Genomic DNA, 20238 nt, shown 5'->3' with positions numbered 1-20238 from the left:
TCCCCGGAAAGCGGGAAAGGCCGACGCGGGTGCGGCGAAGGGAGGGTGAGAGCCGATCGCAGGAGGATGACCGAACGTGACGACCGAGACACGCGGGCAAGCGGGCGACGATGAGCTCGTCGCCCGCTTTCGGCTGGACGCGGAGGAGTTCACGGCCGTCTACGACCGTTACTTCCACGACGTGTACCTGTATGCGGCCGGCCGGCTGGACACCCAGGCCGGGGAGGACATCGCGGCGGAGACCTTCTGCCCGGCCTTCCGCGATCGCGAGCGCTTCGATACCGCCCGCGGAGGGCTGCGGCCGTGGCTGTTCGGCATCGCCACCAACCTGATCGCCCGCCACCGGCGCAAAGAGGCACGTCACTACCGGGCGCTGGCCAAGGCGGGCCTTGAGCCACCTGCCGGCAGCCACGAGGCTCGCGTGGTCGACTCGGTGGCCGCCCAACACATGAGACCCGGTCTGGCGAGAGCCTTGGCCGCGCTCAACCGGGGCGAGCGTGACGTCGTGCTGCTGGTCAGCCTGGCCGACCTGACGCACCACGAAGTCGCCGAAGCGCTCGGCATCTCCTACGGCACTGTCGGTTCCCGGCTCAGCCGCGCCCGCAAGAGCGCCGCCGCCTACCGGGCACTCGCCGCCCGGCCCGGTGTCCAGGACCTCGGCGATGCCGACGGTGGACGGCGGCTCCAGGTGCCGGTGCTCGACGGTCAGGAAACGCTCACCATTGACCCGGAGACGGGACAGCTCCGGGAGACCTCTGTCTGGGCGCCGCTCACCGGAGGCACCGCGCACTCCAGCGGCCCCGTCACGATCGCCACCGAGTGGACCGACCGACTGCCCGACTGACCCGCCAGGCCTGGCCGGGGCGTCGGACGGCTCCATGGCCATAGCGGCAGGCCACGCAGGAGCAGCCGGTTTTCGCCGGAGGGGTGGCAGCGGAGGCGTACAACGGCGTGAGACCTTCCGGTACGGCAGGGCACGAACAACGCCGTTGCCACCGGAAGGCACTCCGCGCAGAGGGCGTTTCGCTGGATCTCCTCACGCCGCGATCATTTTGTTCGTTCGCGGGCACTAAGCTGACCGCCATATGAGAAGCGTCATCCCGGCCGTCGTCACCGGCCTCCTCGCTCTGGGCGCCACCCCCACCGCCCATGCCGCCAAGCCGGCCGACGTCTACAGCAGCTATGCCGAGCTGGCCGCGCACGAGACCGAGGGCAAGGACTACCGGCGCGTGCAGCGCCTGCCCAGGAAGGCCACGGTGGCGCACATCGCCATCCACGGCGGCGCGATCGAGGCGCCGACGACCCAGCTGGCCGACCACGCGGCGGGCGGCAGGCACGCCTTCTACTCCTTCGAGGGCATCAAGCCCTCGGACAACGGCGACCTGCACATCACCTCCACCCGTTTCGACGAGCCGCGAGGGCGCGCGCTGGTCGCCGCGGTCGACTACACCGTCTCCTGGCACGCCGCCGCCGGCGCCGAGGCGACCACCTACGTCGGCGGTCGCGACAGGAAGCTGGCCAAGAAGATCGTCACCGCGCTGCACGCCGCGGGGTTCACCGTCGCGGCGTCGACGCCGGAAGAGATCAACGGCGACAGCCCCGCCAACATCGCGAACCGGAACCGCAGAGGCATGGGGGTGCAGCTGGAGCTGAGCCGCGGGCAGCGCAAGCAGTTCTTCGCCGGGGGCAACCTGAGCCGCGCCTGGATCGAGGACCCCGCCCACCGCACCAAGGCCTTCTACCGGTACGTCGCCGCGGTCGACAGCGCGCTCTCCTGACCGGGACGGGAGCGGCATCGGTGGCCTGACCGGCGTGAAGCGGCCGGTCGAGGGTAGCTGCACCGCAGGACCTCGTCCCCGAGGAGGGTCTCATGGACACGCGGCGCAAACCCGTCACCCGATCTCCGGTGCAGCTGGCCGCGCTCGTTGTCGGCGCGGTGTTCCTGCTCGTCGGCGTACTCGGCTTCATCCCCGGCATCACCACGCACTATCACGCGCTGGCCGTCGCCGGACCCGGGTCGGGCGCGCTGCTGCTCGGCGTCTTCCAGGTGTCGATCCTGCACAACGTCGTCCACCTGCTGTTCGGCGTCGCGGGCATCCTGCTGGCCCGGACCTGGGCGGGCGCGCGCGGCTACCTGATCGTCGGCGGCGTGATCTACCTGCTGCTGTGGGTGTACGGGCTGCTCATCGGTCATCACAGCCCGGCCAACTTCGTGCCCGTCAACATGGCGGACAACTGGCTGCACCTCTTCCTGGGGCTCGGCATGGTCGCCCTGGGCTTCCTGCTGACGCGCGACCGTGTGACCGCCTCGCGGTAGCGCGGCAAGCGTGACCGCCTCGCGTGGCGCGGGGTGGTCACGTGTCCATCCGTCCCTCCCGCTGGCGGCCGTCCTCCGCGCCGGCCATCCACGCGCCCCCGCCGTTCGCCGCTTCGTAGCGGGCGTTGGGGCTGTAGTAGCGCCGCAGCCAGGCGGCGAGGCCGTCCAACCCGGGCAGCAGGATCCGTTCGGTGACGTTCGCCTGGTCGAGCCAGGCCCTGATGTCCGCCTTGACCCGGCGGGGGATCAGCCAGCCCCACCACAGGTCCGGATGCTCACCCAGCCAGCGCTCCAGCTGCACCACGGGGCTGGACAGCGCCGACAGCACCGACGACTGGTTGACCACCCGATCGTCCATCGAGGGCGGCTCGAAGTAGGCCAGGAACGGCCGCTCCCGGCCGAGCGCGTCGAAGCACGCCAGGTCGCGGGCCCGTTCGGCGAGCATCTCGGTGGAGAAGACCAGGGCCCCCTCCCGGTCGAGCACCGCGCGCAGCGGCTCGGGCAGCAGCCGGTGGACGCCCGAGCAGTCCACCGCCATCAGCACGGCGTCGTCCTCCGGCCATGAGGCGGTGGCGAAGTGCAGCGCCACCAGCGGCGAGAACGTCCAGTCCAGCAGGCGCGTGGGCAGGCCGTGGTGCTGGCCGAGGGCCATCCAGTCCCACAGCGTCGGGCCGGGTGCCCTGGTGTGGGCGTACTTGCGGAAGTTGCGGATCAGGTGCGGTTCGAGAGCGGCGTAGTCGCCCTCCAGCCGGGCCAGTCCCGACACGTGCGAGTAGGCGCTGCGCGCCAGGCCGCGGTAGACCAGCGTCGAGTGCGCGTGCTCCTGCCCGCACCGCTGCCCCACCTCCCGGATGGCGTCGTCCAGCTGCCGCCACGACGTCACCTCAGTCATCGTCATACGGCTCCGCTGCCCCCTGCCGCCCCGCTCCACACCTGCGTGACCTGCCGCTATGCGCGGACGTCCCCGCTCTGACCTGGTACGACACGGACACCACCGGACGACTACGACTCGTAGTTGTCGGTGACAGTGGGTGAAACAGTGTGAGTCGTGACAACCGGAACCCCGGGTGAGACCGTCGAAACAGTGACACGCGCTGCGCATGGGGGCTGGTTTGGTTCCGGGTTACCGCGAAGTACGTCAGCTGGGCGCCGGCCGTACGGGCCGGGTCTTCCTCGCCACCTACCAGTCCACCGGCGCCTACGTGGCGATCAAGTATCTGAACGCCACCCTGCGCAGGGACGCCGAGTTCATGGAGCGGTTCAGGGCGGAGACGCCGGGCCTGGTGGAGATCGACGACCCGAACGTCGTGCGCTTCTACGAGTACGTCGAGACGCCCACCAGGACCGCCGTGGTGATGGAGCTGGTCGACGGGGTGTCGTTGCGGGCCATCCTGGCCGAGCACCGCAGGACCAGCCCGGAGGCGGCGCTGGCCGTGCTGAAGGGGACGCTGCTCGGGCTGGCGGCGGCGCACGAGCGGGGCATCGCGCATCGCGACGTGAAGCCGGACAACGTGCTGGTCCAGGCGGACGGGACGAGCAAGCTGGCCGACTTCGGCCTGGCCGTCCACGTGGAGGAGCCGGGGGTGCCGGCGGGCAGCCCGCCGTACATGGCGCCCGAGCTGTGGACCGCGGGCACGGCCGGCGTGCTGACCGACCTGTACGCGGCGACCTGCGTGCTGTTCGAGTGCGTCACGGGGCGGCAGCCCTACCGGGCGCCGGACGTGGCGGCGCTGCGCGACAAGCACCTGGTGGAGCCGGTGCCGGTGGAGGTGGTGCCCGACGCGGTCCGCGAGCTGTTACGGCGCGGGCTGGCGAAAGATCCCGCGGGCCGGCCGCGCTCGGCCAGGGAGTTCGCGGCCGAGCTGGAGGTGGCGGCGGTCGCCGGGTTCGGCGGGGAGTGGGAGAAGCGGGGCCGCAGGCATCTGGGCGAGCTGGCCACGCTGCTCGCGCTGCGCTATCCGCTGGCCAATCCGGGCTCGCCGCAGGAGACGCAGGCGAGGGGATCGCTGGTGCGGGAGCGGCGAGCGCCGAGGCTGCCGCCGCACCTGTGGATCGCGGGCGGGGCGCTGGTCGCGACGCTGGTCGCGCTGCTGGTCAGCGGGGGACGGCTGCCGCCGGGGCCCGGTACCTTCCTCGCGCCCCCGCCCAAGTCGCCCTTCGAGCTGGGCGCCACGCCGGTCGACTCGAAACCGACGGCCGGGAGGACGACGCACCGGCCCGCGGCGTCCAGGACGGGTGCCTCCACGAGCACCGCGCCGGCGAGCCGGCCGCCGGGCACGGGGGTGACGTCCCCGCCGACGACGAGACCGCCGGCACCCCCGAAGCCGCCGGCGACACAGCCGCCGACACGGCCGCAGGGCCGCCCGTCCGGCTCGCCCGCGGTGTCGCCGCCTCCGCCGCCCACCAGCGTGCCGCCGAGGGCGGGCGTGCCGCCGCCCGCCGTCAAGTCCGCCGGCATCCTCACCTGGAGCGGGTCGGCGGGGACGGTGAAGGTCGCGACCGAGGGCCCCGGCCCCGTACGGCTGCGCGTCAGCTACACCCGCAGGGAGGGCGACGGGCCGGCCCGCACGGTGCACGAGGACGTGAGGGAGCTGAAGGGCAGCACCGCCTACACCGTGCCGGTGGCGCGCGACCTCGGTGCGGTGGCCTGCGGGCGGCGGGCCTACCTGGGGGTGATCGTGCAGACCGAGCGGGCGGCGGCGAACGGCCCGCAGATCAGCGAGATCCCGGTGGACGGGCCGCCGTGCGCGTCGTCGCCCACGCGGGCCTCCCCGACCGGCACGCCGTCCGCGGGCGTCTCCTCCACGGCCACCTCGCCCACCGCCTCCTCGACGACGGCGGGGGCGACCTCCTCCTCCACCAGCGTGCCCGCCGGTGCTCCTGACCCGGACGCGCCGGAGCCGCGGGGCACCGCGGAGCCGCCGTCACAGGAGGCCGAACCCGGCGACGACGGCCCGTGGCCGGACGGCGAGGCCGCCCTGGCGCCGTCGGAGGAGTCGTGAGCGAGCGCCTGGTCCGCCGGCCGGCGACGCCCTTGTGAGTCAACCAAGCGTGCGCTAGCTTGGCAGTCGATGGACACCTACTGGGCCGCCTGCGCGCGCGGCGAGTTGGTCATTCAGCGATGCGCGGACTGCGAGCGGCGGGTCCACCTGCCCGCCCCCGCGTGCCCGTGGTGCGGCGGAGGCGAGCTCGCCTTCGAGCCGGTCTCCGGCGACGGCGTGGTGCACACCTTCACCGTGGTGCACCGCTCGTTCGTCCCCGAGTTCCGCGGGCGGGAGCCGTACGTGCTGGCCTGGGTGGACCTGCCGGAGGGGGCGCGCGCATTCGGCCGAGTGGTGGAGTGCCCACCCGACCAGGTGCGCATCGGGATGCCGGTGCGGGTGACGTTCAGCGACGAACTGCCGCAATGGAGGCCCAGGTGAACGTTTTCATCCCCGTGGAGGACGTCGGCAAGGCGATCGCCTTCTACGGGCTTGCGGTGAGGTTCCAGGACGGCGACAGGTTCGCGCTGCTGGAAGGCGGGATCGGGCTCGCCGGCCCGGCCGAGCAGCTCACCGGCGCGACGGCGTTCTGCCTCAAGGTGGACGACCTGGAGCAGGCCGTACGGGACTTCCTCGACAGGGGCGGCGCGGTGGCGAGGGAGCCCGAGGCCGGGCCGCACGAGACGCGCGCGGTCATGCGCGACCCCTCAGGAAACCTCTTCGTGCTCTACTCCCCCGGAGGTTCTCGATGACGCCCTACGGCAACTACGCCTACGCGATCCTGACGGCCAACGCGCTGCGTACCCCCGACCGGGTCGCGCTCACCTACTGCGGCGAGCGGAGCCTCACCTACGACGAGCTGAACAGGGCGGTCAACCGGCGCGCGCACGCGCTGATCGCGGCGGGCGTACTGCCGGGACAGCGGGTCGCGGCGCTGCTCAACGAGACGCTGACGGTGGCGGAGGTCTACCTCGCGCAGGCCAAGGTGGGAGCCGTCACGGCGGCGCTCAACCCCTACTGGCCGGTGGAGACGCTGCGGGAGGTGGTCGCCGCCTCGGGGTGCACGGCGTTCGTCCACGACGCCACCGTCGCGCGGATCGTCGAGGAGATCAGGCCCGCGCTGCCGCAGATCACCACGTGGATCGACGCGGCCGGGCTGACCTCGCCGGAGGAGGGCGAGCCGCCGCTCGGCGCCGGCTTCGACGACCCGCTGGCGCTGTACTACACCTCCGGCACGACCGGCCTGCCCAAACCGGTCGTCCACACGCACGCCTCCAGCCTGGCCACCGCCCAGATCTGGCTCGACGTCCCGCGCGCGCCCGACTCGGTCTTCGGCACCGGCGCGATCATCTGGGGCATCGGCTTCCCCGCGATCGTCGGGCCCGCCCTCCACGCAGGGATGCGCCTGGTCCTCGAGCAGGACTGGGGGCCGGCCAACTTCCTGAAGGTCGTCCCGAGGGAGAAGGTCACCCACGTCTCGCAGATCCCCTCCTTCTACGCGGCGCTGCTCGGCTCGCCCGAGCACGAGCAGGTGGACCTGTCGTCGATCAGCGTCATCATGCTCGGCGGCGAGCCGCTGACCGCCTCGCTGCTGTCGAGGATCAAGCAGCGGTTACCCGGCGCGGGCGTCTACTCCTACTACGGCCAGACCGAGGCCCCCTACACCTGCGTGGGCCGGGTCGACGACGGCTCGACCCCGCTCGGCACCTCGGGCAGGGCCCGCACCGGCTGCGCCGTCGCGATCACCGACCCGTCGGGCGCGCGCGTCGTCGACACCGTCGGCGAGATCAACCTGGCCGGGCCGCACCGGATGGCGGGCTACGACCGGCTGCCCGACACGACCGCCGAGGTGCTGCGCGGCGAGTGGTACGTCGGCGGCGACCTCGGCACCCTGTCGGCCGACGGCGTGCTGCAGGTGCTCGGGCGGCGCGAGGACGCGATCCTCAAGGGCGGCGTCTGGACCCAGCCCTCCACCGTCGAGGAGGCTGCCACGGCGCTCGACGCGGTGGCCGAGGCGGGCGCGGTCGGGGTCGGCGACGGCCGGATCCTGCTCGCGGTGGTGCCGGTCACCGGGGAGACGCTCGACTCGTCCAAGATCGCGCTCGCGCTGGCGGACATCCTGCCGCCGCACCAGCGGCCCGACGCGATCGTGGTCACCGAGTCGCTCCCGCACGCCGCGGACGCCTCGGGCGGCCCCGGCAAGCTGCTGCGGCGCGAGATCCGAGAGACGTACCGGCACCTTGTGGACTGAACACCAGGTCAAGGAGCTGCTCAGGCAGGCCGGCATCCCGGTGCCGCGCGGGGTCACCGACCCCGCGCTCGCCGGGACGCTGACCCCGCCGCTGGTCCTCAAGGCCGCGGGCCTGCTGCACAAGTCCGACGCGGGAGGGGTACGGCTCGGCCTGACCCACGACACGCTCGGCCCCGCCGTCACCGAGATGCGCGAGCGGCTCGGCGCCGGCTTCCTGATCGAGGAGCAGGCCCCGGCGGGGGTCGAGCTGATCGTCGGGCTGGTGCGCGACCCCGGGTTCGGCCCCGTCCTGCTGGCGGGGCTCGGCGGGGTGTGGACCGAGGCGCTGCACGACACCGCGCTGCGCCTGTGCCCCGTCTCCGAGGCCGACGCGCGGCGCATGCTGGCGTCGCTGCGCGGCTCCGCCCTCCTGGACGGCTACCGCGGCGCGCCGCCCGCCGACGTGGACGCGGTCGTGAAGCTCCTGCTGGCGATCGGCGGGCACGGAGGGCTCTGGGAACGGCTGGAGCTGGGCGAGTTCGAGCTCAACCCGGTGATCGCCGGCCCCTCGGGCGTGATCGCCGTGGACGCCCGCTACCTGCCCTCCGCCGCTCCGCCCTTCGTCCCGCCCGTCGCGCGGGACTTCACCGCCCTGTTCGAGCCGCGACGGGTCGCCGTGGTGGGGGCGTCGTCGAGCAAGCCCACCTTCGGCAACATGTTCCTGGAGTTCTACCTGGCGGCGGGCGCGGACGTGGTGGCCGTCCACCCCACGGCCGCCGCGGTCGGCGGGGTGCCCGCGGTGCCCTCGCTGGCGGCGGCCGGCGCCGACTACGCGCTGGTGGCGGTGCCCGCGCCGCGCTGCGCCGAGGTGGTACGGCAGGCGCGCGGCGTGCCGTACACGCAGGTCATGAGCGGCGGGTTCGGCGAGGCGGGCCGCGCGGACCTGGAGGCGGCGCTGGTCGCGGCGGCCCGCGAGGCGGGGACGCGGCTGCTCGGGCCCAACTGCATGGGCGTCTACTGCCCGCGGGGGCGGCAGACGTTCGTCGGCGGCGGGCTCGGACCGGCGGGCACGGTCGCGCTGATCTCGCAGAGCGGCGGGCTGGCCGGTGAGGTGATCAAGGTGGGCGAGCGGCGGGGGCTGGCCTTCAGCCGGGTCGCCACGGTCGGGAACGCGGCCGACGTGACGCCCGCCGAGCTGCTGCGCTGGCTGTCCGACGACCCGTCGACCGCCGTCGTCGGGCTCTACCTGGAGGATCCGCGCGACGGGCGCGCGCTGTTCTCGGCGCTGGCGGGCTGTCCGCTGCCGGTCGTGATGCTGGTGGGCGGGCGCAGCGGCCAGGGGCGCAGGGCGGCCGCCTCGCACACCGGGGGGATGGTGACCGACTCCCGGATCTGGCAGGCCCTGGCCGACCAGACCGGCGCCACGCTCGTCACCACCCAGGACGCCCTGATCGGCGCCCTGGCCTACTTCCAGTCCCACGCCCCCCGCCTCCCCTCCCGCCGCACCCCCGCCGGCCCAGGCCCCGCGACCGGCTCAGGGTCCCTCCCCGGGGTGCTGGTGGTGGGCCCCAGCGGCGGCGCCGGTGTGCTCGCCGCCGACGCCTTCGACGGCGCGGGCCTCACCCTCGACCCTCTCCCCGCCGACGTGCTCGACGACCTCAGGGCGCTCGGCCTGGGCGTGGGAAGCTCGCTGGCCAACCCTCTCGAGGTCCCGGTCGGCCCCCGCGGCAGGCCCGACCTGGTCAAGCAGGTGATCACCACGATCGTCCGCCGCCTGCCGTACCAGGACGTCGTCGCCCACGTGAACGTGCAGAGCTTCTTCACCTACGGCACCAGCGCCGACCCCCTGCGCGCCTACGCCCGCCACCTGGGCGAGGTCGAAGGCGTCAGGGTCACGCTCGTCACCAGGAACGGCGAGTTCGCCCCGCCGGGTGTCGAGGACGAGATCAGGGCGATCGCCGCCGAGGCGGGTATACCCGTCTACCGGTCCATGGAGGCGGCCGCGATCGCCGTCGCCGCCGGTCAACGTTTCTGTGGAGGCACCGATGGGACTGCTTGACGGCAAGATCGCGCTGATCACCGGCGGCGCGCGCGGCATGGGCGAGGCGCACGTGCGCCTGTTCGTGGAGGAGGGCGCCCGGGTCGTCTTCGGTGACGTGCTCGACGACGAGGGGAAGCAGCTGGCCGAGGCGACCGGCGCCACGTTCGTCCATCACGACGTGACGAACCCCGCCGAGTGGGAGCGCGCCGTCGGCACCGCGGTCGACACCCATGGCAGGCTCGACATCCTCGTCAACAACGCCGGGATCCTGAAATATGGCCGTATCAGTGATATGTCGCTGGAGGATTTCCAGCGGGTCGTCGGCGTCAACCTCACGGGGACCTGGCTGGGGATCAAGTCGGTCATCGACGCCATGAAGGCGGCCGGACGCGGCTCGATCGTGAACATCTCCTCCATCGAGGGGTTCATCGGCGCGGCGGGGCTGTCGGCCTATGCCGCCTCCAAGTTCGGCGTGCGCGGCGTGACCAAGGCGGCGGCGCGCGAGCTCGCCCCGTTCAAGATCCGGGTCAACTCCGTCCACCCCGGCGCGATCAACACCCCGATGGCCACCGATCCGGACCTGATGGCCGAGGTCGACGGCGAGGCGTTCGTGAAGTCGATGGTCATCAAGCGCTTCGCCAAACCGGTCGAGGTCTCGCACGTGGTGGCGTTCCTGGCCTCGGACCGGTCCAGCTACTGCACCGGCAGCGAGTTCACCGTGGACGGCGGCCTGCTGACGGGCGCCGGCTACTGACCGGGACCCCCGCCCGTGGCGGGCGAGGTGAGGGCGCCCGGCGCGATCAGGGCGGCGAGCGCGACACCCGCCGCGAGCATCCGGCCGGTCATCGCTGCACCGCCACGAACAGCGCGCCGTCGTCGGTCCACCCTGGCAGTCGGTAGCTGTCCACCGTGCGTGTCACACCCGTCGCCGGGTCGACGGCCAGCACCTGGACGTTCCACCGGTTCTCCGCGCCGTGCGCGCCGACCTTCACCGTCAGCTCACCCGCCCGCCACGCCAGGCCGTACGCCGAGGGGCCCAGCGACACCTCCCCGGCCAACCACTGCCCGGCCGCGAGGTCGTAGCGGCGCAGCCTGCCCTGCTCCAGCGTGACCAGCGTGCCGCCGTCGGCCGACAGCGCGAGGTCGGCCGGCACGACGTCCCGCGGCGGGATCCAGGCGGCCGACGTGCCGTCCGCCCGGTGCGCCGACACCTGGACGGTGTCGTCCTTCAGCTGCCGCCTGGACAGCGCCTCGTCCCCGTCCGCGCTGAAACCCGCGGGCCGGCCGCCCACGGGCAGCGACACGGTACGGCCCGAGCCGACCTCGACGAGCAGGTCGGCGGTGTCCGTGGCGCGCCGTCCGTCGCCGAGCCGCTCGTCGTCGTGGTCGATGAGCAGGCGGCTGCCGTCCTCGCTCAGCCACATGGCCCTGACGTGCGCACCGGACGGCCCGACGAAGCTCTCGCCGCCCGCCATCGAGGCGACGACCACGCGCCGGTCGCTCGTGCGGACGTAGGCCAGGTGCAGGCCGTCGCCGCTGATGGCGACCGGGGCGGCGTCCCCCGGGGTGGTCGCGGCCCGCGCCACCGAGAGGTTCTTCCGCTTGCCGTCGGCGAACTCGAGCTGCCACGTGCCGGTCGGCACCTCGCCGTCGTAGGTCGGCCTCGCCTGCAGCCACGCGGCTCGAAGAGGTGTCGGGCCCGACGCGAAACCGCCGCTGAGCACCTGTGCCAGCAGGACGAACGCGAACGTGCCGTACAAGATCTTCACATCGGGTTGGACCCGGAAGACTCACCCCCGGTTGACAACGAATCGATAACGCTCACTGTGCGTGACGATCTTCCGGCCAGGTCAGGGACGTCGCGGACCGCTTCGGGGTCAGAGACCCAGCCACGCCGCGGGGGTGATGAACAGGCCCGTGGCCTCCACCAGCGTCTCGCCGCCCGGCAGCGCGATGCGGCCCTCCGCCCATGTCTTGCGACCCTCGGTGCGGGTGTACTCGGCGGTGGCGACCAGCGCCGTGCCGTACGGCACCGGGCTGCGGTAGCGGACGGTCAGCGTGCCCGTCATCCCCGCCGAGCCCGCGGTGGCGACGGCCTGGCCGAGCATGTGGTCGAGGATCATGGCGCTGATGCCGCCGTGGACGCCGTTCGGCGGGCCCTCGTGCATCGGCTTGAAGATCACGTCAGCCCGCACGCCGCCGTCGAAGACCTCGATGACCAGGGGCAGCGCGTGCGGGTTCGCGGCGCCGGTGACGGCGTTGCCGAGGTGCCGCAGCGTGCCGTCGGGGGCGATCTCGAACGGCTGGGGCGTCTGGCGGACGGTGGCGCGCAGGCGCTCGGTGACCGCGGCCAGGGCGGCGGTGGCGGCGACCAGATCGGCCTCGGCGACGTCGGTCAGCGCGACCGCGTCCATCAGCTCACGGGTCTGCTGGGTAAGGGCACAGAGGGCGGCGAGGCGGGTTTCCTCGGTTCCTAGTTCGACCGACATGCGGCACACCTTACCGAACCCCATTCGGTAGATCTTTTTGGGATATGTCGGTTTTCTGGAGAAAATCCTGAATCGCTCTTGACCTGGGGTTTCACCGTCAGGGATCGCCCGGTCAGCGGTTGGGACGTGCTTGACCTGCTCTTTCCCAAGGTAGCCTCCAACCTCACGAGCCCCATCGTGCACGGAAGGTTTCCCCATACTTCCATGACCCCAGAGACAGACAAGCTCATCAAGCTCCTCGAGAGCGAACTCGGCTACTCCGAGGGCAAAGGCGCCTACACCAAGTTCGGCGACTGGTACGGCAAGACGGTGGAGTTCGACGCCGACTACAGCGGCGCTCCCTGGTGTGACATGTTCCTGTCCTGGGCGGCCCACAAGCTCGGCTACGAGGAGTGGGTCGGGCAGTTCGCCTACACCGTCGCGCACGCCACGTGGTTCAAGGAGAACGACGCCTGGGGTCACCAGCCGAAGCCTGGCGCCCTGGTCTTCTACGACTGGAGCGGCTCCAACAAGATCGACAACATCGACCACGTGGGCATCGTCACCAGGGTCGAAGGGGACACGATCTTCACGATCGAAGGCAACATCGACGGCGGCATCGCCAAGCGCAAGGAGCGCGACCAGAGCAAGGTCGCGGGCTACGGCTATCCGGAGAAGATCAAGAAGCGGCTCGACGCGGCCAAGCTGAAGGAGGCAGAGGTCGACGGGTCACTGGCGCCCGACACCGAGCCCAGCCAGGTCGACCGGCTCCAGCTGCCGGCGCAGAACGAGACGACGAGCGTCACTGCGCTCATCCCCAGGCACGAGGCCCCCTCGACGGCCCCCTCGGTGTCCGTGGCCGGCCGCGAGCACGCCGTCTCGCCCGCCGCTCCGCTCTCCACCTCCCCGCTCAACACCTCTGCGGTCTCCGCTTCCCCTTCCCCCAGCCCGTCGCCCGGCACCTCGACCGGCACCTCGCGGCCCGCCGAGGCGCCTGTGGCGACCGCCGCGCGGCAGCCCGACACCAACGCACAGCAGCCGAGCGCCAAGAAGGGCAAGCACGCCAAGCCCGCCACCGCCGACACCGAGGCCACCACCCGCGAACCCGTCACGGCCTTCAAGGACGCCTCGTCCACGACGCCGGCGCCCGGCCTCGGCTCTCCCGCGATCATCGGGCCCGTGCTGCTGGCCGCCCTCGGGTTGCTGGCCGTGGCCCGCACCCGCCAACTGCGGGTACGGCCCGCCGCCCCTGCCCCGTCCCGCACGACGCGCCGGCCAGGGCGCCGTTCCGCCGGAACGCGCCGCCGCGCTCCAGGGCAGGCGCGTCCCGAGCCTCTGCTCGCCGCCACGACGACCACCCCCGAACTGGCGCCCCCCACGGCGACCCCGTTCTCCGTCACCGGCCTTCCCTCGGCCGCGCCCCTGCTCACCGGCCTGCCCTCGGTCGCGGACGCGTCCCTCGCCCTCAGCGCCTCGGCCGGTGCGGCGGCGTCGTCGACGGTCGCCGCCACCGGCTCGGCCGCGATCGACGCGCTCTCGCATGCCCGGCGGTCCGGCCTCGACGCGGCCGCCGCACTCGCCGCGGGCCTCGAGGCGTCGAACGCGGTCCTGGCCGAGCTGGAGTCCTCGACCACGGCGACGTTCGACGCCTTCAGCGCGGCCCGCCAGGGCGACGTCCTGAGCACCGACCTCAACCTCTTCGGCGCCGGCGGCAACCCGTTCAGGGACGACGACGCCATCCTGGGCACGGACCTCGACCTGTTCGGCGGCCCCAGCCCCTTCAGGGAGGAAGACGCCACCCTCAGCACCGACCTCGACCTGTTCGGCGGCCCCAGCCCCTTCAGGGAGGAAGACGCCACCCTCAGCACCGACCTCGACCTGTTCGGCGGCCCGAGCCCGCTGAGGCACGACCTCTTCGGCGCCTCGCACGGGGACGCGGCGCCCGCCTCCTGGGAGGGCTCCGCCTTCGCCGCCGCCCAGGAGTCCAGGTCGCTGGGCGGCTACCGGGGCAGGCGCCGCCGCCGGGAACACCCGGTGGAGGAGAGCACCACGTTCCGTCCCGACCTCCCGGCCCGTGGCCGCCGGCACCGCACCACCGAGAACGTCCGCCCCCACCGCGCCACCTCCACGGGCGCCCCCGCCACCGCGTTCTCCCCCGACGCCCCGCTCCGGGGCCGCCGTCACCGCCTCACGCCCGTACCGGCCCACCCGAGCCCGGCCTCTTCAAACCGCCCCACCCACACCGCCGCCGTCAACCCGAGCACGGCGCATGCGGCCCTCACCCACACGGGCGCCACTTACCCGAGCACGGCGCACGCCGGCCTCACCCACACGGGCGCCACCCACCCGAGCACAGCGCACGCCGGCCCCACGCACACCGCCACCGCCGACCTGAGCCCGGCCAGCTCAAACCCGGGTCAGGAGCACGCCGGTCCGGCCCTTCCGGGTTCGTTCCGCACGCTCATCGAGCCGCTCCCGGCGCGCCGCCCCCTCTTCCAGAGCCCGGTCGTCCCGACCCCCGAGCCATGGGACACCCTGTGGGAGGCCGTCGCGAAGGAACCCGTGCTCACCGGCGCAGCCCCCTCCCGCGACACCTCCGCCGACACCGGTTCCGACACCGGTTCCGACACCGGTTCCGACACCGGTTCCGACACCGCAGGCCGTACCTCCGCCCGGAACCGCAGGGGCCGCCACCGCGCCTGACCCCGCCGCCGCGCCGCGCCCTCCCACAGCCCGGCCCGCGCTTCCCACCACCCCGCCCGGGCCTCCCGCCCGGGCACTTCACGACCCGGCCCGTGCCTCCCGCCCGCGCCTCTCGCACCCAAGGCCGCAAGGGCCGCTGCGCCTGGTCCCGCCACCACGCCAGGGCGGCGGAGGTCGGCGCGGCTGACCGCGCTGGGGTCGCACCAGGCCAACCGGCGTGGGCGATCAGATGCCGTGGTCCGCGGCGAAGGCGGTCAGGCGGGCGACGGCGTCCCGTGTCCGGGTCCACGGGCGGACGATCAGGCGGTCCACGCCCATCGCCGCCCACGCGTCCACCTCCCGGGGCGACTCCAGCGAGGAGGCGTGGACGGTGACCGAGAAGGGCCGCCCGTCGCGCAACCGGGCCAGCCGTTCCAGCTGGGGCGCCGCCGACTCCAGCGTGTGGGGCATGCTGATCCAGCCGTCGCACAGCGTGGCGGCCCTGCGCAGCGCCGCCGCCGACTCGCCGCCGGCGAGGATGGGCAGCGGGCGCTGGACGGGTTTCGGCTCGAAGGCCACCTCGGGGAAGGTGAAGAACCGGCCGTGGTGGGCCACCGACCGCTCCGACCACAGGCGGCGGGTGACGGTGATGGCTTCGTCGAGACGCGGGCCGCGGGTGGCGAAGTCGATTCCGGCGGCCACCCACTCGCCCTGGTACCAGCCCGCGCCGACCCCGCAGACGGCCCGCCCGCCGGAGACGACGTCGAGGGTGGCGAAGGCGCGGGCGGAGACGAAGGGGTGGCGCAGCGCGAAGAGGTGCACCGCCGTACCGAGCCTGATCCTGGAGGTGAGGCCCGCCAGCCAGCACAGGTAGGCGGGCGCGTCGAACAGCGGCGTGTGCGGGGTGATGCCGGGCGAGGACGTGCCCGGGTAGCGGGCCAGTGACAGGTCGGTGGCGAACACCAGGTGTTCGGGTATCCACAGCGACTCGAAGCCGAGCTCGTCGGCGGCGACGGCGACGTCCTTCCACGCGGCGGGGTGGAGGAGCCCGAGCGGAACGCCGAACCTCACGCGCCGAACACCGCCTCGGTGACCCTGGCCCGGTGGGCGGCGGTGGTGCCGTAGGCGGCGGTGAGCGACCAGGTCCTGGACAGCCAGAAGCGCAGGTCGAGCTCGTCGGTGTAGCCGATGGCGCCGTGCACCTGGAGCGCGGCGCGGGCGGCGAGCGCGGCGGCCTCTCCGGCGGCGACCTTGGCGGCGCTCACGTCCCGATCGACGTTCTGCCGGGAACCGGCCCGGTCCACCGACAGGGCGGCCCGGTGGACCAGGGGCGCGGCGAACTCCACCGCGATCGCCACGTCCGCGAGCTGGTGCTTGACCGCCTGGAACGCCCCGATCGGCTGTCCGAACTGGGTGCGGGTCTTCGCGTACTCGACCGACCTGGCCAGCAGTTCCCTGGCCACCCCGACGAGCTGCGCGGACACGCCGACCGTGACCCGCCGCAGGAGCGGCCCCGTCGCGCCGGGCCCGGCGGCCACGGCGAGCGGGGCTTCCCGGACGGGGTCCGCGGTGAGTGTCGCCTGCCCCGGGGCAGCGGCGGCCGGCCGTTCCCGGGCGGGGTCCGCGGTGGGCGACGCCTGCCCCGGGCCGACAGCAGCCGGCCGTTCCCCGACGGGGTCCAACGTGAACGGCGCCTGCCCCGGGCCGGCAGCGGCCGGCCGTTCCTGGACGGGGGCCACCGTGCGCTCCCGGTCGACGGCGAACGGCATCCGCCCCGGGTCCACGGCGGCCAGCGGCTCCAGGACGCAGTCCGCCGGCGCGCCGCCCGTGGCGTCCAGCACCACGTCGGCCAGGTCGGCGTCCAACGCCACCCCGTCCACCAGGAGGGCGATCCGCCCCGCCCCCGGCGCGTACGGCGCGGCGGCCAGCGTCTCGACGACCGGCCCCGGCATGGCCGCCCGCCCGGTCTCCTCCACGGCGGGGATGACGTCGATGAGCGCGAGGCCGAGCCCGCCCGCCTCCTCGCCCACCAGCGCGGTGAAGAAGCCCAGCTCGGCCAGCTGTTTCCAGCCCGATCCGCGGTCGGAGGGGTGGCAGTGGTCGCGCAGCGCCTGCCGTACGGCGGCGCCGAGGGAGAGCTGCTCGTCGGTGAAGGTGAAGTTCATCGGGGCAGCCCCAGGACGCGTTCGGCGATGATGTTGCGCTGGATCTCGTTGGTGCCCGCGTAGATCGGGCCCGCGAGGGAGAACAGGTACGCGTCGAACCACGGCGTGGATGCCGCGCGCGGCCCGAGGAGTTCCATGGCGAGGGTGTGCATGCGCACGTCCAGCTCGGACCAGAAGACCTTGCCGAGGCTGGTGGTCGCGCCGAGCTCGCCCATGACGGCCGCGAAGGTGTGCAGCCGGTAGGCCTCGGCGTCGATCAGGCATCGGGCCGCCCGCTCGCGCGGCACGGGTCCGGCGTCCCTGGCGAGGGAGACGAGCCGGTTCGCGGTGGCGAGGAAGCGTCCGGGGCTGCGCAGGGTGAGACCGCGCTCGGACGAGGTGGTGGCCATCGCGATCTTCCAGCCCTGTCCGACCTCGCCCAGCACCATGTCGTCGGGCACGAAGACGCCGTCGAAGAAGAGTTCGGCGAAGCCGTGCGTGCCGTCGAGCTGGGCGATGGGCCGGACGAGCACGTCGTCCAGCGGGAAGAGGAAGTAGGTCAGTCCCTGGTGGCGCGATCCGGAGGTCCTGAACAGGCCGAAGCCGTGGGAGGCGAACGCGGCGCGGGAGCTCCACGTCTTGTGCCCGTACAGGAGCCAGCCGCCGTCGACCTGGACCGCTCGCGAGGCGAGCGCGGCCAGGTCGCTGCCGGCTCCGGGCTCGGACCAGGCCTGGGCCCAGACGTCCTCGGCCCGCGCCATCCTGGGCAGCAGCGTGGCCCGCTGCTCGGGCGTGCCGAAGGCGAACAGGGTGGGCGCGAGCAGGAAGATGCCGTTCTGGCTGACCCTGCCGGGGGCGCCGCAGGCCCAGTACTCCTCTTCGAAGATCAGCCACTCGATCGGGGAGGCGGCCCGCCCGCCGTACTCCTCGGGCCAGGAGACCACTGACAGGCGCGCGCCGGCCAGGGTCGCCTCCCACGCGCGGTGCGCCTCGAACCCTTCGCGCGTGTCCATGGAGGGCAACCGCGCGGGCACGTGAGCGGCCAGCCAGTCGCGTACCTCGGCGCGGAAGTCCTCCTCGGCGGGGGTGAAGTCGAGATCCACCCACCCAACCTAGCGCACGCTTGGTTACTTGAGAAGGTCGGCCACGCGTTCGGCGAGCGGGGTGGCGCTGGCCGGGTTCTGCCCCGTGGCCAGGCGGCCGTCGACCACGACCTGGGGCTGCCAGTCGGGCGCGGGCACGTGCGTCGCACCCTGGGCGACCAGGGCGTCGGCCAGCAGGAACGGCACGACGTGGTCCACCCCCGCGGCCTTCTCCTCGGAGTTGGTGAACCCCGCCACCCGCTTGCCCGACACCAGGGGGGTGCCGTCGGACAGCGTCAGGTTCACCAGGGCGGCGGGACCGTGGCAGACCGCGGCCACCACACCGCCGTTCTCGTAGACCTCGCGGCCGACGCGGGCGACGTCGGGGTCGTTCGGGAAGTCCCACATGGTGCCGTGGCCGCCGGCGAACAGGACCGCGTCGAAGTCGCGGCCGTCGAGGTCGGCCAGCCTGCCCGCGTCGCGCAGCTCGCCTGAGGCGAGGAAGGCGGACTGCGCGGCGTCCTCGGGGTCGTAGCCGTCCTGCGGCGGCTGCCCGCCGAGGACGCTGGCCACCCGCACCTCGAACCCGGCCTCGCGGAAGACGTGCCACGGATGGGCGGCCTCGGAGACGTAGTATCCGGTCTTTCGCACCCCGCCCAGGTCGTCATGACTGGTCAGGGCGATCAGAATGCGCTTGCTCATGCCTCGATGATGCGCGGCGCCCGCCATCGGCCACAAATCGCCGAACCTGCTATCAGACATCAGAATGCTGATATGTCGCTCTCGCTGGACCTCCTCAGGGCCTTTCTCGCTGTGCACCGGACGGGCTCCATCACGGCCGCCGCGCAGACGCTCGGGCTGTCGCAGCCCGCGGTCACCGCGCAGGTGCGGGCGCTGGAGGCGGCGCTGGACCGGCCGCTGTTCGACAGGCTGCCGCGGGGCGTCGCCCCTACCGCCGCCGCCGACGAGCTGGCCAGGCGGGTGGCGGGCGCCCTCGACGAGCTCGCCGCGGTCGTGGGGGCGGAGCTGCCCACGCAGCAGAGCGTGCACCTCGGCGGGCCGGCCGAGTTCGTCTGCGTGGAGGTCGTGCCCGTGCTCGCGCCGCTGGTCGCCGAGGGGCTGGTGCTGCGCACCACGTTCGGGCTGACCGACGACCTGCTGGCCGAGCTGGCGGCGGGCCGGCTCGATCTGGTGGTCTCCACGGTACGGCCGCGCGTGCGGGGCGTGCAGGCCGAGGCGCTCTACGACGAGGAGTTCGTGCTGGTGGCGGCGCCGGGCGTGACGAGGGACGCGCCGATCATCGCCTACGCGGAGGACCTGCCGATCATCAGGCGCTACTGGCGGACGGTCTTCGGCCGGCGGGCCGGCATGACGGCGGGGGCCATCATCCCCGACCTGCGCGGCGTGCTGGCCGCGGTGCGCGCCGGAGCCGGCGTCTCGGTGCTGCCCGCCTACCTGTGCGCCACCGACCTGGCGGCAGGACGCCTGGTCGCTCTCGCCGCGCCGGAGATCCCGCCGCTCAACACCGGCTACCTCGCGGTGCGCGCGGGCGGGCTGGCCAGGCCCGCGGTGGCACGGGTGTACCGGCACCTGCTCGGGGAGTTCCGCGGCAGGCTGCTGGAGGAGTCCTAGCCGGCGAAGCGGGCGGCGAGGGCGTCGAGCTCGGCGACCACCTCGGTGGAGACGGCGCGGCGGGGCAGCCGGGAGGCGAGCGCCGTACCGAAGCCGACCATCCTGACGGTGTCGTCGATGAACCCGTCGAGGTCCTCGGGCCACGGGAAGGACGGCTGGCTGATCAGCAGCGACGCGCACCCGTGCGCGGCCGACCACACCCCCAGGGCGAGCGCCTGCGGGTCGCCGTGGAGCACCCCGGCCGCCACGCACGCCGAGACCGCCGCCACTATGTAGCCGAAGCACGCCTCGGCGGCCGAGCCCGAGCCCTGCCGCATCATCAGCACCCGGTACTGCACGGGGTGGTCGAGCGCGAAGCGCACGTAGACCCGCCCGCACCTGCCGAGCGCCATGAAGGGATGGCCGACGTCGCGCGTGGCCTCGCGCATCCGCCGTTCGAGCTCGTTCCAGGCGCGCAGGCAGACCGCCTCGATGAGCGAGTCCTTGTCGGCGAAGTGCAGGTAGACCGACGGGGTGGACACCCCGGTACGGCCCGCGACCGCGCGCAGCGTCAGCGCCGCCTCGCTGCCCGTCTCGACCAGGAGCGCCTCGGCCGCCGCGAGGATCTCCTCGCGCAGCCGTTCGCCGTGACCCGGATTGGCCCGCACCCGTTTCATCCCAT

At 73.4% G+C, this 20238-nt stretch carries 19 protein-coding genes; 11 read left to right on the top strand and 8 right to left on the bottom strand.

What is annotated here, in order from left to right:
- Nucleotides 1-76: 76 nt before the first annotated feature.
- From ABZX22_RS35240 to ABZX22_RS35230, 3 genes are all read left to right on the top strand, one after another.
- Nucleotides 77-844, top strand: a complete 768-nt coding sequence (locus ABZX22_RS35240; protein WP_354918022.1) for an RNA polymerase sigma factor — start codon at nt 77-79, stop codon at nt 842-844.
- A gap of 241 nt (nt 845-1085) precedes the next feature.
- On the top strand, nt 1086-1778 hold the full coding sequence (locus ABZX22_RS35235; protein ID WP_354918019.1) for a poly-gamma-glutamate hydrolase family protein: 693 nt from the start codon (nt 1086-1088) through the stop codon (nt 1776-1778).
- A gap of 92 nt (nt 1779-1870) precedes the next feature.
- Entirely contained in the window at nt 1871-2317 is a 447-nt protein-coding gene (locus tag ABZX22_RS35230) for a DUF4383 domain-containing protein (RefSeq protein WP_354918016.1), read from the top strand.
- Between the two features lie 37 nt (nt 2318-2354).
- Here the strand turns inward: ABZX22_RS35230 and ABZX22_RS35225 are convergent, their stop codons facing one another.
- The gene (locus tag ABZX22_RS35225) at nt 2355-3209 is read right to left on the bottom strand and encodes an FRG domain-containing protein (RefSeq protein WP_354918013.1); all 855 of its coding nucleotides are present in this window, start codon (nt 3207-3209) and stop codon (nt 2355-2357) included.
- 220 nt (nt 3210-3429) lie between these two features.
- Between ABZX22_RS35225 and ABZX22_RS35220 the strand changes: the two genes are divergently transcribed.
- The 6 genes from ABZX22_RS35220 to ABZX22_RS35195 all read left to right on the top strand — a co-directional run bounded on the left by ABZX22_RS35220 (nt 3430) and on the right by ABZX22_RS35195 (nt 10323).
- Nucleotides 3430-5319, top strand: coding sequence for a protein kinase (locus ABZX22_RS35220; RefSeq protein WP_354918011.1), 1890 nt, complete (start codon nt 3430-3432; stop codon nt 5317-5319).
- Nucleotides 5320-5388: 69 nt separating this feature from the next.
- A complete protein-coding gene (locus ABZX22_RS35215) occupies nt 5389-5739 on the top strand; it encodes a Zn-ribbon domain-containing OB-fold protein (RefSeq protein WP_354918009.1) in 351 nt (116 codons plus the stop codon).
- Nucleotides 5736-6050, top strand: coding sequence for a VOC family protein (locus tag ABZX22_RS35210; protein ID WP_354918006.1), 315 nt, complete (start codon nt 5736-5738; stop codon nt 6048-6050). Before ABZX22_RS35215 ends, ABZX22_RS35210 begins: the two co-directional genes overlap by 4 nt.
- Nucleotides 6047-7549 (top strand): class I adenylate-forming enzyme family protein, encoded by a 1503-nt coding sequence (locus ABZX22_RS35205; protein ID WP_354918003.1) that lies wholly within the window; start codon nt 6047-6049, stop codon nt 7547-7549. Before ABZX22_RS35210 ends, ABZX22_RS35205 begins: the two co-directional genes overlap by 4 nt.
- Nucleotides 7539-9587 carry an acetate--CoA ligase family protein gene (locus ABZX22_RS35200; protein WP_354918000.1) on the top strand — a complete coding sequence of 683 codons (2049 nt, stop codon included), beginning with the start codon at nt 7539-7541 and terminating at the stop codon, nt 9585-9587. The genes ABZX22_RS35205 and ABZX22_RS35200 overlap by 11 nt, the downstream gene beginning before the upstream one ends.
- Nucleotides 9574-10323, top strand: coding sequence for a glucose 1-dehydrogenase (locus ABZX22_RS35195; protein WP_354917997.1), 750 nt, complete (start codon nt 9574-9576; stop codon nt 10321-10323). The genes ABZX22_RS35200 and ABZX22_RS35195 overlap by 14 nt, the downstream gene beginning before the upstream one ends.
- 88 nt (nt 10324-10411) lie before the next feature.
- Here ABZX22_RS35195 and ABZX22_RS35190 read toward each other — a convergent pair whose 3' ends face one another.
- Together ABZX22_RS35190 and ABZX22_RS35185 are read right to left on the bottom strand one after the other, a co-directional pair.
- On the bottom strand, nt 10412-11338 hold the full coding sequence (locus tag ABZX22_RS35190) for a hypothetical protein (protein WP_354917995.1): 927 nt from the start codon (nt 11336-11338) through the stop codon (nt 10412-10414).
- A gap of 108 nt (nt 11339-11446) precedes the next feature.
- Complete coding sequence (locus ABZX22_RS35185) at nt 11447-12058, bottom strand: PaaI family thioesterase (protein WP_354917992.1); 612 nt, start codon at nt 12056-12058, stop codon at nt 11447-11449.
- Nucleotides 12059-12262: 204 nt separating this feature from the next.
- On the opposite strand from ABZX22_RS35185, the gene ABZX22_RS35180 reads away from it, so the two are divergent.
- Complete coding sequence (locus tag ABZX22_RS35180) at nt 12263-14740, top strand: CHAP domain-containing protein (protein WP_354917989.1); 2478 nt, start codon at nt 12263-12265, stop codon at nt 14738-14740.
- A gap of 225 nt (nt 14741-14965) precedes the next feature.
- Here ABZX22_RS35180 and ABZX22_RS35175 read toward each other — a convergent pair whose 3' ends face one another.
- The 4 genes from ABZX22_RS35175 to ABZX22_RS35160 are packed head-to-tail and all read right to left on the bottom strand — an operon-like array spanning nt 14966 to nt 18647.
- On the bottom strand, nt 14966-15790 hold the full coding sequence (locus ABZX22_RS35175; RefSeq protein ID WP_354917986.1) for a TIGR03619 family F420-dependent LLM class oxidoreductase: 825 nt from the start codon (nt 15788-15790) through the stop codon (nt 14966-14968).
- Nucleotides 15787-16884, bottom strand: coding sequence for an acyl-CoA dehydrogenase family protein (locus tag ABZX22_RS35170; protein ID WP_354917983.1), 1098 nt, complete (start codon nt 16882-16884; stop codon nt 15787-15789). The genes ABZX22_RS35175 and ABZX22_RS35170 overlap by 4 nt, the downstream gene beginning before the upstream one ends.
- Nucleotides 16881-17966, bottom strand: a complete 1086-nt coding sequence (locus ABZX22_RS35165; protein ID WP_354917980.1) for an acyl-CoA dehydrogenase family protein — start codon at nt 17964-17966, stop codon at nt 16881-16883. Before ABZX22_RS35165 ends, ABZX22_RS35170 begins: the two co-directional genes overlap by 4 nt.
- Nucleotides 17967-17990: 24 nt before the next feature.
- The gene (locus ABZX22_RS35160) at nt 17991-18647 is read right to left on the bottom strand and encodes a type 1 glutamine amidotransferase domain-containing protein (RefSeq protein ID WP_354917977.1); all 657 of its coding nucleotides are present in this window, start codon (nt 18645-18647) and stop codon (nt 17991-17993) included.
- Nucleotides 18648-18719: 72 nt separating this feature from the next.
- Between ABZX22_RS35160 and ABZX22_RS35155 the strand changes: the two genes are divergently transcribed.
- Nucleotides 18720-19577: a LysR family transcriptional regulator gene (locus ABZX22_RS35155; protein WP_354917974.1), complete on the top strand. Its 858-nt coding sequence runs from the start codon at nt 18720-18722 to the stop codon at nt 19575-19577.
- Here the strand turns inward: ABZX22_RS35155 and ABZX22_RS35150 are convergent.
- Nucleotides 19574-20233 carry a TetR/AcrR family transcriptional regulator gene (locus ABZX22_RS35150; protein WP_354917972.1) on the bottom strand — a complete coding sequence of 220 codons (660 nt, stop codon included), beginning with the start codon at nt 20231-20233 and terminating at the stop codon, nt 19574-19576. The two genes, ABZX22_RS35155 and ABZX22_RS35150, sit on opposite strands and share 4 nt — an antisense overlap.
- Between the last annotated feature and the right edge of the window lie 5 nt (nt 20234-20238).

The sequence above is a fragment of the Nonomuraea sp. NPDC003804 genome, from assembly GCF_040610675.1.
Lineage (GTDB): Bacteria > Actinomycetota > Actinomycetes > Streptosporangiales > Streptosporangiaceae > Nonomuraea.
This window is presented reverse-complemented; position numbering and strand designations above follow the sequence as displayed.